This window comes from Microbispora catharanthi, assembly GCF_006334915.2.
Taxonomy (GTDB): domain Bacteria; phylum Actinomycetota; class Actinomycetes; order Streptosporangiales; family Streptosporangiaceae; genus Microbispora; species Microbispora catharanthi.
On record NZ_VDMA02000001.1, the window covers coordinates 13,560 to 27,567 of the forward strand.

General features: G+C 72.8%; 14 protein-coding genes. 7 read left to right on the plus strand and 7 right to left on the minus strand.

What is annotated here, in order from left to right:
• Nucleotide 1: 1 nt before the first annotated feature.
• Nucleotides 2-1,141 (minus strand): carboxylate-amine ligase, encoded by a 1,140-nt coding sequence (locus tag FH610_RS00080; RefSeq protein ID WP_139572068.1) that lies wholly within the window; start codon nt 1,139-1,141, stop codon nt 2-4.
• 215 nt (nt 1,142-1,356) lie between these two features.
• Between FH610_RS00080 and FH610_RS00085 the strand changes: the two genes are divergently transcribed.
• The 4 genes from FH610_RS00085 (at nt 1,357) to FH610_RS00100 (ending at nt 4,797) form a co-directional block, all read left to right on the plus strand.
• Nucleotides 1,357-2,751, plus strand: coding sequence for a cellulose binding domain-containing protein (locus tag FH610_RS00085; protein ID WP_139572069.1), 1,395 nt, complete (start codon nt 1,357-1,359; stop codon nt 2,749-2,751).
• Between the two features lie 190 nt (nt 2,752-2,941).
• Nucleotides 2,942-3,799 (plus strand): universal stress protein, encoded by an 858-nt coding sequence (locus tag FH610_RS00090; protein WP_139572070.1) that lies wholly within the window; start codon nt 2,942-2,944, stop codon nt 3,797-3,799.
• A gap of 131 nt (nt 3,800-3,930) precedes the next feature.
• Entirely contained in the window at nt 3,931-4,416 is a 486-nt protein-coding gene (locus tag FH610_RS00095) for a DUF6194 family protein (protein ID WP_139572071.1), read from the plus strand.
• 72 nt (nt 4,417-4,488) lie between these two features.
• On the plus strand, nt 4,489-4,797 hold the full coding sequence (locus FH610_RS00100; RefSeq protein WP_139572072.1) for an MTH1187 family thiamine-binding protein: 309 nt from the start codon (nt 4,489-4,491) through the stop codon (nt 4,795-4,797).
• Between the two features lie 48 nt (nt 4,798-4,845).
• Here the strand turns inward: FH610_RS00100 and FH610_RS00105 are convergent, their stop codons facing one another.
• From FH610_RS00105 to FH610_RS00125, 5 genes are all read right to left on the minus strand, one after another.
• Nucleotides 4,846-5,529 carry an endonuclease V gene (locus FH610_RS00105; RefSeq protein ID WP_139572073.1) on the minus strand — a complete coding sequence of 228 codons (684 nt, stop codon included), beginning with the start codon at nt 5,527-5,529 and terminating at the stop codon, nt 4,846-4,848.
• Nucleotides 5,426-6,799, minus strand: a complete 1,374-nt coding sequence (locus tag FH610_RS00110; RefSeq protein WP_139572074.1) for an MFS transporter — start codon at nt 6,797-6,799, stop codon at nt 5,426-5,428. Before FH610_RS00110 ends, FH610_RS00105 begins: the two co-directional genes overlap by 104 nt.
• Before the next feature lie 54 nt (nt 6,800-6,853).
• Entirely contained in the window at nt 6,854-7,759 is a 906-nt protein-coding gene (locus tag FH610_RS00115; protein WP_139572075.1) for a D-isomer specific 2-hydroxyacid dehydrogenase family protein, read from the minus strand.
• Nucleotides 7,760-7,883: 124 nt separating this feature from the next.
• Nucleotides 7,884-9,035, minus strand: a complete 1,152-nt coding sequence (locus FH610_RS00120) for a glutathione-independent formaldehyde dehydrogenase (RefSeq protein ID WP_139572076.1) — start codon at nt 9,033-9,035, stop codon at nt 7,884-7,886.
• 177 nt (nt 9,036-9,212) lie between these two features.
• Nucleotides 9,213-10,343, minus strand: coding sequence for a sensor histidine kinase (locus FH610_RS00125; protein ID WP_161627865.1), 1,131 nt, complete (start codon nt 10,341-10,343; stop codon nt 9,213-9,215).
• Between the two features lie 124 nt (nt 10,344-10,467).
• Between FH610_RS00125 and FH610_RS00130 the strand changes: the two genes are divergently transcribed.
• The 3 genes from FH610_RS00130 to FH610_RS00140 are packed head-to-tail and all read left to right on the plus strand — an operon-like array spanning nt 10,468 to nt 12,564.
• Entirely contained in the window at nt 10,468-11,097 is a 630-nt protein-coding gene (locus FH610_RS00130) for a TetR/AcrR family transcriptional regulator (RefSeq protein WP_139572078.1), read from the plus strand.
• Nucleotides 11,094-11,294 (plus strand): ferredoxin, encoded by a 201-nt coding sequence (locus tag FH610_RS00135; RefSeq protein ID WP_139572079.1) that lies wholly within the window; start codon nt 11,094-11,096, stop codon nt 11,292-11,294. The genes FH610_RS00130 and FH610_RS00135 overlap by 4 nt, the downstream gene beginning before the upstream one ends.
• Nucleotide 11,295: 1 nt before the next feature.
• Nucleotides 11,296-12,564, plus strand: a complete 1,269-nt coding sequence (locus FH610_RS00140) for a cytochrome P450 (RefSeq protein WP_139572080.1) — start codon at nt 11,296-11,298, stop codon at nt 12,562-12,564.
• Between the two features lie 37 nt (nt 12,565-12,601).
• Here FH610_RS00140 and FH610_RS00145 read toward each other — a convergent pair whose 3' ends face one another.
• On the minus strand, nt 12,602-13,903 hold the full coding sequence (locus FH610_RS00145; protein WP_139572081.1) for a glycosyltransferase family 4 protein: 1,302 nt from the start codon (nt 13,901-13,903) through the stop codon (nt 12,602-12,604).
• Nucleotides 13,904-14,008: the final 105 nt, after the last annotated feature.

Sequence of the window (14,008 nt, forward strand, 5' to 3'; positions counted from 1 at the left end):
CCTACCTCCCGGCCGCCGCGAGTCGCCGGTCCCCGGATCTCGTCTCGGCCAGCAGGAGGTCCACCACGTCGGTCAGGCGGCCGCCGCGCCGGAACGCCTCGCGCTGCCGGCCGGCCGAACCGCCGTCCGACAGCGCGCGGGCCGCCAGCGACGAGACGAGCGCCCAGTCGCCGGCCTCCTCCAGCTGCGGCCGGAGCCCCTCCATCATCCGGACGACGACCGTGCGGGCCGGCCTCGGCACGCCCTCGACGGGATCGACCAGCTCGCCCTCCAGCCCCGAGCGCGCCGCCCGCCAGGAGGCGGCCCGCACCAGCTCCGTACGCACGGAATCCTCAGCGGCGGAGGGCGGCGCGTCGGCGGCGAGGGAGTCGAGCTCCCGGCTGACGAGCGCGCGGAACAGCCCGGCGATCAGCACGATGTCGTCCACGCGCGGGCAGGCGTCGCACACCCGCAGCTCGACGGTCGGCACGTGCTCCGACGGCCTGACGTCGAAGTAGAGCATGCCGGGATCGCTGATGACCCCCGACCGGATCAGCTCGTCCACCATCGCGTCGTACTCCTCGGCCGACTCGAACCGCGTCGCGGGTCCCGCTGTCGGCCAGCGCTGCCACACCATGGACCGGAAGCTCGCGTAGCCGGTGTCGGCCCCCATCCAGTACGGCGAGCTGCAGCTCAGTGCCAGCAGCGGCGGCAGCCAGGGAGCCAGCCGGTGTGCGACGGCCACCGCGAGGTCGCGGTCGCGCACCTCGGCGTGCACCTGCGTGCCGCAGATGAGCTGCTCGCGGGCGAGCGCCTGGTAGTCGGCCAGCATCTGCTCGTAGCGCGGATCGGGGGAGATCTTCACCGTCTCGGGATCGACCAGCGGGACCGTCCCCGCCGCGACGACGCCCAGGCCGAGGCCGTCCGCCGCGGCGACCGCGTCGGCGCGCAGCCCGGTCAGCGCCCGGGAGAGGTCCTCCAGACGCGTGCACGGGCGGGTGTTGGCCTCCACGACCGAGCGGTGCAACTCCTGCGTGAACCGGTCGGGTGGCAGCTGCTCGAGGAGCAGACCAGCGCGTGGGACGAGCTGCCGGGTTCCCAGGTCCACGACGTGGAACTCCTCTTCGACGCCGACCGTGATGTCCCGTGCGAGGTCCGTCATGTAGCCGCTCCCCAGGCTGATGAGTGCTTTCGTGTCCTCTGCCCCGAAAGGCGGCTTATGCACGTCTCTGGTTTTGCATGGTGATGAAAGTTACAGGCCCTCACCGAAGGATCCCCAGCTCACCGGGATCGTCCGTGACGGCGCCTTGACCGGGTCGCCGCCCCGCCGCCACGATCTCGGCGTTTGGAGCACGACCGTGACCGCAGGGGAGCTCGATGACCGGCCGCGCAACCTCCGTCCGACGCCGCATCTGGGCGGCCGCCGTCGCCGCGGTGCTGCTCACCGCCTGGCCCGCCGCGACGCCGGCCGGCGCGGTCGACGACCCGCCCGCGCCGGTGACCGGCAGCGCGACCTACTTCGACGGCCTCGGCTCGCCGTACGGCGGCTGCGGCCTGCCGCAGTCCGAGCTGGACTCGCAGGACTTCGTCGCGCTCAACGTGTACGACACCCCCGGCGACTACTCCTTCTACCCCCGGCCGCTGACCGGCGCGAACGCGTCCAAGGCCGGGCTGTGGAACAACGGCCTCAACTGCGGCCGGTACGTGCAGGTGACCGTCTCCGACTACTGCACCGGAGTCAACGACGGCGCGCCCGGCCAGCCGTTCTGCCGCAACGGCTCGTGGGTCTCCGACGCCTACAACGGCGCCACGCTCACGATGCTCGTCGCCGACAGCTGCGGCGACTCCAACGGCTGGTGCCGCGACGACCGGTATCACCTGGACCTGTCGAAGCCGTCGCTCAACAGGTTCGCCAAGAACGGGGCGCCGGTCGGGGACATGTACCCGAACCACTGGAACAACCGCCACGTGACCTGGTCGTTCGTCCCTGCACCCGGCTACAGCGGTGACATCAGGATCGGGTTCATGAAGGGCGCGCAGGCGTGGTGGCCCGCGATCGCGGTCTCCCACCTGCCCAACGGCATCCACGGGGTGGAGTACTACGCCGACGGCGCCTGGAAGCAGGCCCAGATGAACTCCGACATGGGCCAGTCGTACATCATCGGCGGGGTCACGCAGGGCGCGACGCGGTTCCAGATCCGGGTGCGCGACGTGTCCGACGCGCTGGTGAACGGCGGCCGGGTCTACAGCTTCGCCCTGCCCGCGTCCTGCGGATCGCAGTGCGGCGCGGACTACACCGAGGCGAGCTACACCACGACGACGCCCAGCGGCTCGCCGTCGCCGTCACCGTCCGCGTCGCCCTCGGCATCACCGTCCGTCTCGCCCTCCGCCTCGCCGTCGGCGTCCCCTTCCGCGTCCCCTTCTGTGTCCCCCTCCGCGTCGCCCAGCCCCAGCCCGTCCCCGTCGGCGAACCCCGGGACCTGCCAGGTGACCTACCAGGTGGCCAGCTCGTGGCAGGGCGGGTTCACGGCGAACGTCACGGTCAAGAACACCGGCGCCGCGGTCTTGCCGGACTGGACGGTCACCTGGGACATGCCGTCCGGAGTGAGCCTCGTCAGCGGCTGGAGCGCGACCGTGACCTCCAGCGGCACCCGCTGGACGGCCAAGGCGCCCTCGTGGGCGAGGAGCCTCGCGCCCGGCGCGTCGGCGAGCTTCGGCTTCCAGGCGTCCGGCCCCTCCTCGCCGGGGGCGAGCGGGTTCGCCTGCTCCTGACCCTCGCGACCTGCCTCTGACCCGTCCGACCGTTCCCGACCTCCGGCCGGCTCGCGTGCCTCGGCGCCACGCGGGCCGGCCGCTCCATGTCTGCCGCAGGAGGAGAAAGGTCCCGCGAGGCAGGGACCAGCGGCCCTGCCCAGGACGAGGCGCAGGCGGTCGGATAGGGGCAGGAGCAGAAGGAGGAGCCATGACCGAACCCGTCGTCGTGGGCACCGACGGATCGCGCGCCGCGGCCGCCGCGGTGGAGTGGGCCGCGGGCGACGCGGCGCGCAAGGGCCTGCCTCTGCGGATCGTCCACGCGGTCGACCGCCTGCCGTACGAGATCGCGCGCTATCCGATCCCGATCGAGGACCAGCTCGACCGGGCCGGCCGGCGGATCCTGGAGGAGGCCGAGCAGGCCGTGCGGGAGATCCATCAGGCCGTCCGCGTGACCACCGCCATGATCGAGGGCGACCCCTCCCGGGTGCTGCGTCAGGAGGCCGGGAACGCGGCGGAGATGGTGATCGGCGGCAGGGGACACGGCGGGTTCGCCGGCATGCTGCTCGGGTCGGTCGGCATGCACGTCGCCGGTCAGGTCGACGTCCCCGTCGTCGTGGTGCGCGCCGGGGTGTCGGCGCCCCACGGGCTGGTCGTCGTCGGGATCGACGGCTCCGACGAGGCCGGCGCCGCCCTGACCTACGCGTTCGAGGAAGCGCGGCTGCGCGACTGCCGCCTGCTCGCCCTGTACGCCTGGCGGCTTCCGGTGCACCCCTTCGCGCCCGAGATCACCTATGACGTCGACGAGGTGCGCAAGGCCCAGGAGGACTACGTGGCGGGTGCGCTGCGGACCCACCGGGACCGGTATCCCGACGTCGCCGCCGAGATGCGGGCCGTCTGCGGCCACCCGGTCGACGCGCTGGTCGAGGCCGGGGAGAAGGCCGACCTGCTCGTCGTGGGGTCGCGAGGGCGCGGCGCCGTCGGCGCGACGGTGCTCGGCTCGGTGAGCCGGGCGGTCCTGCACCACGCGCACTGCCCCGTCGCGGTGGTGCGGCCTCCCCGGAGCTGAGACCGAGCGCGCACGGTTCACAGGCGAGTTGAGGGTTGCCGAAGTATCTACTGCGGATTTTCGAGAAAAGCCTCATACACGACTTGAATGAGAAACTTGAAGGAGGAAATCCAGCGAGAAAAGGACCTCGTGTGACCGAGAACGACGTCATCGAATTCGTGACCGGCCTGCCGGCTGTCGTCGCCTTCACCGCCGCGGAGGACAACGGCGCCCCGCGGGCGGCATGGGGAGACACCTTCTTCTACTACGACCCCGACGACGAGCCGGCCAACCGGAAGATGCCCTTCGCCACGATCGTCGTGAAGGATTACGAGGGATTCGACACCGCCTCCGACCTGAACCGCCCCGGCGTCTTCCGGGTCAACATCGGGGTCGGCCGCGCCGTGTTCGAGGAACTGCTCGGCTATCCGCCGGCCGCGCACGCCGGCCACCACGAGGCGCTGGACTACCGCGTGCCGGACCGCATCCTGCCGCACCCCGTGTACGCCGCCCAGTCGTGGATCTGCGTGCTCAACCCCGGCGACGCCACCGCCACGCGGGTGCGTGCTCTCCTCACCGACGCGCACGCCCGTGCGGCCGCCCGCCACAGGACGGGTGAGCGCACCACCCGCGCGTGAACCACCCGCATCCGCCGCCGCCCGGCGGCGGGTGTTAGCGTGGCGCGGGGATGCGATCTTCGAGGAGGTCTCATGTCGGTTCTCGTCGCGTTCAGCGTCACGCCGATCGGCGCCGGTGAGGATGTCGGCGAGATGGTGGCGGAGGCGGTGCGCGTGGTCCGCGCGTCCGGACTGCCCAACCGCACCGACGCCATGTTCACCACCGTCGAGGGGGAGACGTGGGACGAGGTGCTCGGCGTCGTCAAGGACGCGGTCGCCGCCGTGGAGGCCCGCTGCTCCCGCGTCAGCCTGGTGCTCAAGGCCGACGCCCGCGCCGGGCAGGGCAGGCTCGACGCCAAGGTCGCCACCGTGGAACGCCACCTTGCCGAAGGCGCCTCTTGATCACGGCCGGGGGCGCGTGCCGCGCCGCCGCGCACCCCGGGGGAGCCGTCAGGCGGAGGCGGCCAGGGCGGCCTTCAGCGCCGAGCGGGACAGGCGGTCGGCGGCGCGCGTCGTCTCGGGAAGCCGGTGACGCGGGGTCAGGGCCAGCACGTCGTGGCAGGCGGTCTCCAGGTCGACGCGGTGGCCTACGGAGACGAAGACCGGTTTGACGCCGTCCCGGGTGCGCAGCACCCGGCCGACCACCTGGCCGTCCAGGAGCAGTTCGCTCCACGAGCCGCGCTCCCGGCCGGGCGGCTCGAAGGAGCCGACGAAGGCCGTCTTGCCGACCCCGATCGTGGGCAGGCCGGTGAGCACCCCGAGGTGGCAGGCGAGGCCGAACCGCCGTGGATGCGCCAGGCCGTACCCGTCGCAGACGATCAGGTCGGGCGTGACGGTGAGCCGCTCCAGCGCCTCGACGAGGCTGGGCAGTTCGCGGAAGGCGAGCAGGCCGGGCACGTAGCCGAAGGCGGGCCGTCCCGGCACCGTCACCTGCTCGACCACGTCCAGGCTCGTCCCGTCGAGCACCACGACCGCGGCGGCCAGCAGGTCGTCGGCGTAGGCCACGTCCACCCCCGCGACCAGGGCGGGGTCACGGGGACCCGGGCCGGTCAGGTCCAACCGGGGCCGCAGGGCGTCCTGGATCGCCTGCGCCTCCTCGGCCGTGGCCGGAGCGGCGATGGAACAGACCTTCATGCGGGAACGATAGACGCCACCGGCGAGCGCGGCGGAGCGACCCCGTCGATCCTGCATCGTGGTCGGCCGCGGACCGCCGGGCCCGCAGCAGCGGGACGGCGGCGGCGAGCGCGGCGACGGTGGCGAGTGCCGCGGGCGCGACGCCGCCCAGCTCGGCCAGCCGCTCCGCGGGGCCCTCCAGGAGGCCCGCCACGCCGTCGGCCAGAGTCGTGAGGACGATCAGCAGGGCGCCCGTGCGCCCGAGCAGCCGGTGAGGCGTGACGGCCTGCCGGTGGCTGAGCAGGGCGACGGAGGCGATCAGCGTCCCGGTCGCCGGGACGGCCGTCCCGAGGACATACCAGATCCACCCCGGCCCGGTCCCGGACATGGCGAGCAGCAGGGTGAACGGCGCGCTCACGAGCAGGGCCCACCAGGCCAGGCGGAAGGTCCCGAGCCTCCGGTGCAGCAGCACGGCGAGCAGCGCCCCGAGGACGGGCGGGATGTACGCCGGCGCGCTCATCAGCCACCGGGCGAACTCGCTGTTCGCCCCGCTCAGGTCGCGGAACGCCGTTTCCCACGCCCCGCCCGCCACCGCGTCGGCGATCTCGCCGAGCAGGGCCGACAGCACCAGACAGAGGGCGATCGCCCGCAGCGCCGGATGCCGGACCGTGAAGCGGATCCCCTCCGCCGTCTCCCGCCACAGTCCAGCCCTGGGCGGCGGCGGCCTCTCGACGGCGGAGACACCCCGGAACAGCGCCGCCGCCGCGGCCAACGCCAGGCCGACGGCGAACAGGAACGCGGAACCCTGCCAGAAGGTCCCGGTCAGCCTTTTCGGCATGACGACGATCTGCGGCAGCAGGGCCAGCAGCAGAACGTTCGCCGGAAGCAGGCGCTCGCGCCGTACGACGGACGGCAGGTACGCGTCCCGGCCGAGTCCTGTCACCATCGCCAGGACGCCGCTCGCCGGCATCACCGCGAGGAGAAGCGGCCAGGTGGGTGCTCCGAGAGCTCCGGCCGCCGAGACGGACGTGAGGGCCGCCGCTCCCAGCAGCGCCGACACCACCAGGACGGACAGGCGGCGCGTCCGGTCGATCAGCACTCCCAGCGGCAGCGCCAGCACGAGGATCGCGACCGGCTCCACGGTCCTGTCGGACATGACGAGGACCTTCAACGAGATTCTCCGGTCAGCGGTCCACAGAGCCGGTTCGGCCAGCGAGTAGGAGACGCAGACGATGACTGCGGCGAGCGCGAAGAGCGCGAACCGCCGTCGTGCGGGGCTGGGGGAGGCCATCCGGCGATCTTCGCCGCGACCGTCCGGTCCGCGCAAACCGCGCCGGCAGCCGCGTCAGTAGCCCCGAGCCGGATCGATCCGGCCCAGCAGCGGCTCCCCCCGCAGGTAGCGGGCGACGTTCTCGCGCACGCGCTCGGCGAGGCTCTCGGTGAGGCGGACCTGCGGGTTGGCGCTGTGCGACGTGATGAGCGCGTTCGGCTCGGTCCACAGGCCGTGCCCGTCCGGCAGCGGCTCGGGGTCGGTGACGTCGAGGGCGGCGCCGCCGATCTCGCCGGCGCGCAGCGCGGCGAGCAGGGCGTCGGTGTCGACGAGCTCGCCCCGGGCCACGTTGACCAGCCACGCGTGCGGGCCCAGGGCGCGCAGCTCGTCCCGCCCGACCATCCGGTAGGTCTCCGGGGTGGCGGGCGCGGCCAGGATGACGTGATCCGCCCGTGGCCAGACGGCGGCCAGGCCGTCGAACGGCACGGTCGCGGCCGCGCCCTCCACGGGCTCGCCCGAGCGGTTGACCGCGAGGACGTTCGCCCCGAGGGCGCGCAGCGCGGGGATGACCGCCCTGCCGATCCCGCCCGCGCCGACGACGGCCACCGTGCTTCCGCGCAGCGTGCCGGGCTGGTCGCGCTGCCACGTACGGCTCCGGGCGGCGGCGGGCAGCCGGTGCACCCCGGCCAGCAGCAGGGCGAGGGCGTGCTCGGCGACCTGCGGGGCGTAGGCACCCGCAGCCGAGCACCACACGCGCGTGGAGTCGACGAGCCCCTCCCGCGTCCACCGTTCGACGCCCGCGGAGGGCAGCTGGACCCAGCGCACGCTCGGCGTCAGGTAGTCCCGCACGCCCTCCGGCCGCGAGTCGGTCCAGACCAGCGCCTCCGCCCGGCGGGGATCGCCGACCACCTCACCACCGGCGGCGCGGACGGATTCGACGATCAGAGGCGGGTCCGCCGGGGCCACACAGACGGTGAGCACGCCTGTCCCTTCCTGGTCGCGCCGGGCGCCTCGCGGCGCGGCTTTCCTCCCCAAGAGTATGATCCGCCCGCTTCGGCCGATCACCGGCCCGGCTCATCGCGATCAGGACGGGGACCCTGCGCGGTCAGCGGCCGTTGTTCGGGTGCAGGACCACCTTGGTCCAGCCCTTCTCCCGAGCGTCGAAGTGCGCGTACGCCTCGGGCGCGTCGTCGAGGTCCAGCTCGTGCGAGACGATCCAGGACGGCCGGGCGCCGGCCTCGTGGATGAGGGCGCACAGCTGGCGGTTGTAGTTCTTGACGTTGCACTGGCCGGTGCTCATCGTCTGGCCCTTGTACCAGAAGGTCCCGTAGTCGATGGCCATCTCTCCCCGCTTGTAGAGGTCGTTCCCGCCGCCGGGGTCGCGAGGGAGGAAGAGGCCGACGACGGCGATGTTCCCGGTGAACTTCACCGACTTGACCAGGTCGTTGAGCGTCATGTTGGGACGCTCCGAGCCTTCCGGGTCGTGCGCCTGGAAGCCCACGCACTCGCAGCCCCGGTCGGCGCCGATCCCCTGGGTGAGCTCCAGGACCTGCTCGACGGGGGAGGAGCGGGAGTCGTCGATCGGGATCGCGCCGATCTCCTCCGCCTTGGCCAGCCGGTCCTGATGGTGGTCGATGACCATCACGCCGCTCGCGTTCCTGAGCAGGGCGGAGTAGGCGGCCATCAGGCCGACCGGGCCCGCGCCGTAGATCACGACGGTGTCGCCCGGCTGCACGCAGGCGAGCATGGTCGCGTGCCAGCCGGTGGGCCAGACGTCGGCCAGCATGACGTAGTCGGTCTGCTTCTCCCGCGCGTCCTCCGGCAGGATGAGGCAGTTGAAGTCCCCGTACGGCACCCGCAGCAGCTCGGCCTGGCCGCCGTTGTACGGGCCCATGTCGGCGTAGCCGTACGCGGCGCCGGCCAGGCCCGGTACGGGGTTGGTGGTCAGGCAGAAGGCTGTCAGGCCCTTCTCGCAGTTGGCGCAGAAGCCGCAGGAGATGTTGAACGGCAGGCACACCATGTCGCCGACCTTGACCCGGTCGACGGCGTCCCCGATCTCCACGACCTCGCCGAGGTTCTCGTGACCGAGGACCCGGCCCCGCGCGAAATTGGTCCGGCCCTCGTACATGTGCAGGTCGGACCCGCAGATGTTGGAGGTGGTGACGCGGACGAGCACGTCGGTATGCCGTTCGATCCGGGCATCCGGAACGGTGGTGACTTTGACCTGTCGAGGGCCTTCGTAGACCACGGCTTTCATGGCTACTCTCAAACGCGATCGTGACGGCGGACGCGTGTCGATGCGGCGCGCTGCGCGGCCCGCTTTCCGCGACGGCGGCCCAGTGCCGATACGTACCGGGCCGATGCGTTCCGGGCCTCCGTGCCCACGCTGTATCGATGTGAGAGGCGTACCCCGCCGGGTGGGGAGAAAACGGGTCTAACCGTGCGGGAACCGGAGGGGGAGCCGGGCGCCGAGCACGAAGCCGCCCTCGGGAGTCGGTCCGGAGAAGAAGCGGCCCTGCGCGAGGGAGACGCGCTCCCGGATTCCGGCCAGGCCGTACCCGCCGCCGAGGGAGGGCGCCGCCCTGACCGTCTTCCCGCCGGGGTCGGCGCGGTCCGGCGTGTCGACCACGGAGACGGCCACCTGGTCGCCGCTGACCTCGCAGGTGACATGTACGAGGGAGTCCGGTGCGTGCTTGCGCACGTTGTTGAGCCCCTCCTGCACCAGGCGGTAGCACGCGTGCGAGACCTGTCGCGGCAGCGCCCCCGGGGGAGCGTCGAGGTGGAGATCGACCTTGAGCCCGCTCGCCTGGGCCTCGCCGACCAGCCGGGCGATCGCCTCGGTGCCCTCGGCGAGGTCCCCGTCCTCGCGCCGGAGCACGGTGAGCAACTGACGCAGTTCGCCGAGCGCCTGCACGCCCTTGTCCTCGATGGCCGCCGTCAGCTCCCGGATCTCGCCCGGCTCGGTGGCGTCACGGGCCATGCCCGCGTTGAGCACCATGGCGGTGACCGCGTGGGTGACGGTGTCGTGCATCTCCCTGGCGATCTTGCGGCGCTCCTCGGAGGCGGCGATCTCCTCGCGTTCGCGTACGCCGACACGCAGATCCCGGATGAGTCGCCGGTAGGCGTACACCCAGGTGCCGACCACCGCGGGCAGGTAGATGAGGGTCAGCGCGCGGACGAGGTTCAAGTAGATCGAGTGGTCGGTGTGAGGGTTGCGGTAGTCGACGGCGAAGTAGACCACCGTCAGGGCCAGGGCGACGTACTGCCACCGGCGCACCCGATGCTCGGCGGTCATCGAGAAGACGGCGAGGATCATCGGCACGACCTGCCCGGTGACGCAGGCGCACGCGGCCGAGGCGACGATCGCGGGCCAGGGGGTGCGGCGCCGCACCAGCATGGCCGCCGCGGTGATCACCCCTGTCGCGATCTCGAGCCCGTCCGGCGCGCCGCCCCAGATGGAGAAGCTGTAACCGATGAGCGTGGTGGGGACGGTGAACGCGATGACGGCCGCGGCCAGCGCCGCGTCCACGAACCAGTCGCGGTGCACGCCCCGTATGTTCCACATTCTGCTAGTTTGCGGCTTTTGCCCGGTGCTCGTCACATCGGCCTTCCCTTTTGCGGATGCCGGACGCCGCAGGGGGGCGGGCGCGGTCTTGACGCAATCAAATGAACGACCATTTAATTCCGTCGTGGGCCGGATCGCGGGTGTCACCGCCGCCGAGACGCGAGAGCGGCTGCTCCGTGCGGCCGCCGACGTGTTCGCCCGGCGCGGGTACGACGGCACGCGCGTGGCCGACATCGCCGCAGAGGCCGGGGTGAGCAACGGCGCCCTCTACGCGCACTTCGGCTCGAAGGCCGAGCTGATCGTGGCCGCGCTGCGCGCCCACGGGCCCCGGCTCCTGGCCGACCTGCTGGCCGCCGACCCCGACCGGCCGGTCGCCGACCTGCTCGTCGCCGTGGGCCGCCGACTCCCTCGCCGTCCCGACGCCCGCGGCTCCCTGATCGTCGAGGCGCTCGTCGCGGCCCGCCGCGACGAGGACGTGGCCCGTCCGATGCACGACTACGTCGGCGAGCGGGCCGGCTGGCTCGCCGGGCTCGTCCGCGCCGCCCAGGACGACGGCGAGATCGATCCGGTGCTCTCCCCCGGCGCCGTCGCCCATTTCTGTCTCCTGCTCGCGATGGGCAGCGCACTCCTCACGCCGGACCTGCACGCGGTCGGCGACGAGGAGTGGACCGCCCTGCTCACCCGCCTCGTCACCGCCATCGCCCCGACCGACCCCACTCCGCGGACGCCACTGAGAAAAGGGGAGCACCAGTGAAAGTGCAGATCGATCCCGAGCGCTGCCAGGGACACGGCCGCTGCTACGACCTGTCGCCCGACCTGTTCACCGAGGACGACGAGGGCTATGGCCAGGTCGCCGGCGACGGCGTCGTGCCGGCGGGCGGCGAGCGCGCGGCGCGGGTCGCGGCCTCCAACTGCCCGGAGAAGGCGATCGTCCTTGTCGAGGAGGCCTGACATGACCGTCGACGATCGCTTCGTCCGCGACTTCCGCGAGGGTCAGGAGGAGCCCCTCGGCACCCGCAACGAGATCATCACCGGCCCGGTCTCCGACTGGGCCACCGACTTCTCCCACGTAGAGCCCGAATGGGCCGCCGATCCGTACCCGATCCAGGACGACTTGCGGGGGCGCTGCCCGATCGCGCACACCGAGAGGTTCGGCGGCGGGTGGCTGCCGACGCGGTACGAGGACGTCGCGGCGATCGCCTACGACACCGAGCACTTCTCCTCCCGGGCGATCATCATGAGCAACTACCGGCCGCCCCGGGATATCGCGCCGGTGGGAGCCGTGCCGCCGATCTCCTCCGACCCGCCGTTCCACCACGACGCGCGCAAGCTGCTGCTCCCGGCGTTCACCAAGAAGGAGGTGGCGAAGCGGGAGGAGGCGGCGCGAGCGTTCTGCCACTCGCTGATCGACGGGTTCGAAGGCGCGGAGATCGTCGACGCCGCCCGTGACTACGCGCAGCACATCCCGATGCGGGTCATGGCCGACATGCTGGGCTTCCCGCCGGAGGACGGGCCGAGGTTCCGGGAGTTCGTCGAGCACGCGCTCGAAGGCGTCAACCTGCCGCCGGAGCAGCGGGTCGCGAACATGGGGGAGCTGTTCGACTACCTGCTGGAGCAGATCCGCGACCACGTCGCCGACCCGCGCGACGACCTCACCACCTATCTCATCGACGCGGAGCTGTACGGCCGCAAGCTGGAGCCCTCGCACGTGGCCGGCACGATGGCCCTGCTGCTCATCGCCGGGATCGACACGACGTGGAGCGCGATCGGCGCCTCACTGTGGCACCTGGCGAAGACCCCGGCCGACCGCGAGCGCCTGGTCGCCGAGCCGGGCCTGCTGCCGACAGCGATGGAGGAGTTCCTCCGGGCGTACGCGCCGGTCACGATGGCGCGGCTGGTCAAGGACGACATGCACTGGCGCGGCGTCGACATGAAGGCCGACGACTGGGTCCTGCTGTCGTTCCCTGCCGCCAACCGCGATCCCGCCCAGTTCGACCGGGCCGACGAAGTGATCATCGACCGCGAGATCAACCGGCACGCGGCGTTCGGGCTCGGCATCCACCGCTGCGTCGGTTCCCATCTGGCCCGCATGGAGCTGCGGGTCGCCCTGGAGGTCTGGCTGGAGCGGGTCCCCGTGTTCGGCCTCGCCGACCCCTCGACGGTGACCTGGGCCCCCGGCCAGGTGCGGGGGCCGCGCACGCTTTCGCTCCGCATCGGCTGACCGCCCGCGGGGCCGCCCGCCGGGGCTCGGATGAGCGTCATCGAGTCCCGGGGCGGGGGCGCGCGGCGCCGGCGTACGCCGCCAGGGTGTGCCGGGCGGTGCGCGCCCAGCTGTAGCGCTCCCGCACGTACGCGGCTCCCCGCAGGGCGAGCCGGTCCGCCTTCTCAGGGTCGGCGAGGAGGCGCAGCAGGGCCTCGGCCAGCTCGCCGGGATCGTCGCGTCCGCAGCGGACGGCGCCGTCGCCGACGACCTCCGGCGAGTAGCCCGGCCCGACGACCACGGGGCGGGCGAGCGCCATCGCCTCGACGGCGACCAGGCCGAACGGCTCGTAGACCGACGGGAAGACGCAGACGTCGGCGGCCAGGAAGTGCGCGAACACCTCGGCCGAGGCGAGGAAGCGGTTGCCGGCGACCACGTGCCCGGAGGTCTGCGTCCGCTCGATCAGCCGGGCCACCGTCGCGGCGTCGTCGGTCTGCGGCGCCTGGGCGCCGATGAGCACGAACCGCGCGTCATCGTGCTCGGCGGCGACCCGCGGCACCGCCCGGATCAGCGTGTGCACCCCCTTGTGCGGCGACGGCCGCCCGGCGAACACGACGAGCCGGCCCTGCCCGCCGGGCAGGTAGCGCCGCCGCACCTCCGCGCGGACCCGGTCGCGCTCGCCGCCGGGCAGTCCGGCCAGCCGCAACAGGCCGGGCTCCTCGAAGCCGTGCGGCACGACGAGCATCCGGTCCGCCGGCCAGCCTCGGGCGGCGAGGTCGTCGCGCATGCGGGCGCTCGGCACGACGATCAGGCGCGCCGTCCTCGCCTGGGCCGTTTCCAGAAGGTCGAGGAGGACGGCGTACATCGACCGGCGCCCCGCACGCGGATCACCCACCTGGGCGTTCAGTTCGCGGGTGTGCACGTGGAACACCACCGGCAGCCGCCCCAGGACGCGGCACAGGATCCCGGCCACACAGCCCATCCAGTCGTGCACGGCGACGACCGCCCCCGTCCGTCCCGCCTCCGCCCGCAGGATCCGGGCGGCCGCCCGCACGTTGAACGCGAGCAGTCCGGCGACCCTGGCGAGCCGCCGTACAGCCGGGGGGAGGGCCGGGCCTCCGCGCAGGCCGTAACCGGGGGTGCGCAGGCGGTGCAGCGTGACGGCGCCCCGGCGTTCCGTCCGGGGCGCCCGGCCCCGGCGGGCCGTGGCGCCGAAGACCACGACCGGCACCCCGGAGTCACGCAGGGCGTCCATGATCCGCTCGGCGTACCGGCCCAGCCCGCCGACGACGTCGGGCGGGACCTCCGAGCAGACGGCGTAGACGCGGACGCCGGGGGAGACATGATCAGCGGTGGGCACGGCGCGAACCTAGTCCCTCCCACCGCGCCCGGCAAAGACCGTCGCGGTGATCCCCGGCCAGCGGCGGCAGCGGGACACAAGACGGTTCCGAGCGGCCGGAGTGTG

Coding starts and splice junctions, on each gene's coding strand:
- FH610_RS00080 (WP_139572068.1), bottom strand. CDS start 1,141: ATGACGGACCTCGCACGGGACATCACGGTCGGCGTCGAAGAGGAGTTC.
- FH610_RS00085 (WP_139572069.1), top strand. CDS start 1,357: ATGACCGGCCGCGCAACCTCCGTCCGACGCCGCATCTGGGCGGCCGCC.
- FH610_RS00090 (WP_139572070.1), top strand. CDS start 2,942: ATGACCGAACCCGTCGTCGTGGGCACCGACGGATCGCGCGCCGCGGCC.
- FH610_RS00100 (WP_139572072.1), top strand. CDS start 4,489: ATGTCGGTTCTCGTCGCGTTCAGCGTCACGCCGATCGGCGCCGGTGAG.
- FH610_RS00105 (WP_139572073.1), bottom strand. CDS start 5,529: ATGAAGGTCTGTTCCATCGCCGCTCCGGCCACGGCCGAGGAGGCGCAG.
- FH610_RS00110 (WP_139572074.1), bottom strand. CDS start 6,799: ATGGCCTCCCCCAGCCCCGCACGACGGCGGTTCGCGCTCTTCGCGCTC.
- FH610_RS00120 (WP_139572076.1), bottom strand. CDS start 9,035: ATGAAAGCCGTGGTCTACGAAGGCCCTCGACAGGTCAAAGTCACCACC.
- FH610_RS00125 (WP_161627865.1), bottom strand. CDS start 10,343: ATGTGGAACATACGGGGCGTGCACCGCGACTGGTTCGTGGACGCGGCG.
- FH610_RS00140 (WP_139572080.1), top strand. CDS start 11,296: ATGACCGTCGACGATCGCTTCGTCCGCGACTTCCGCGAGGGTCAGGAG.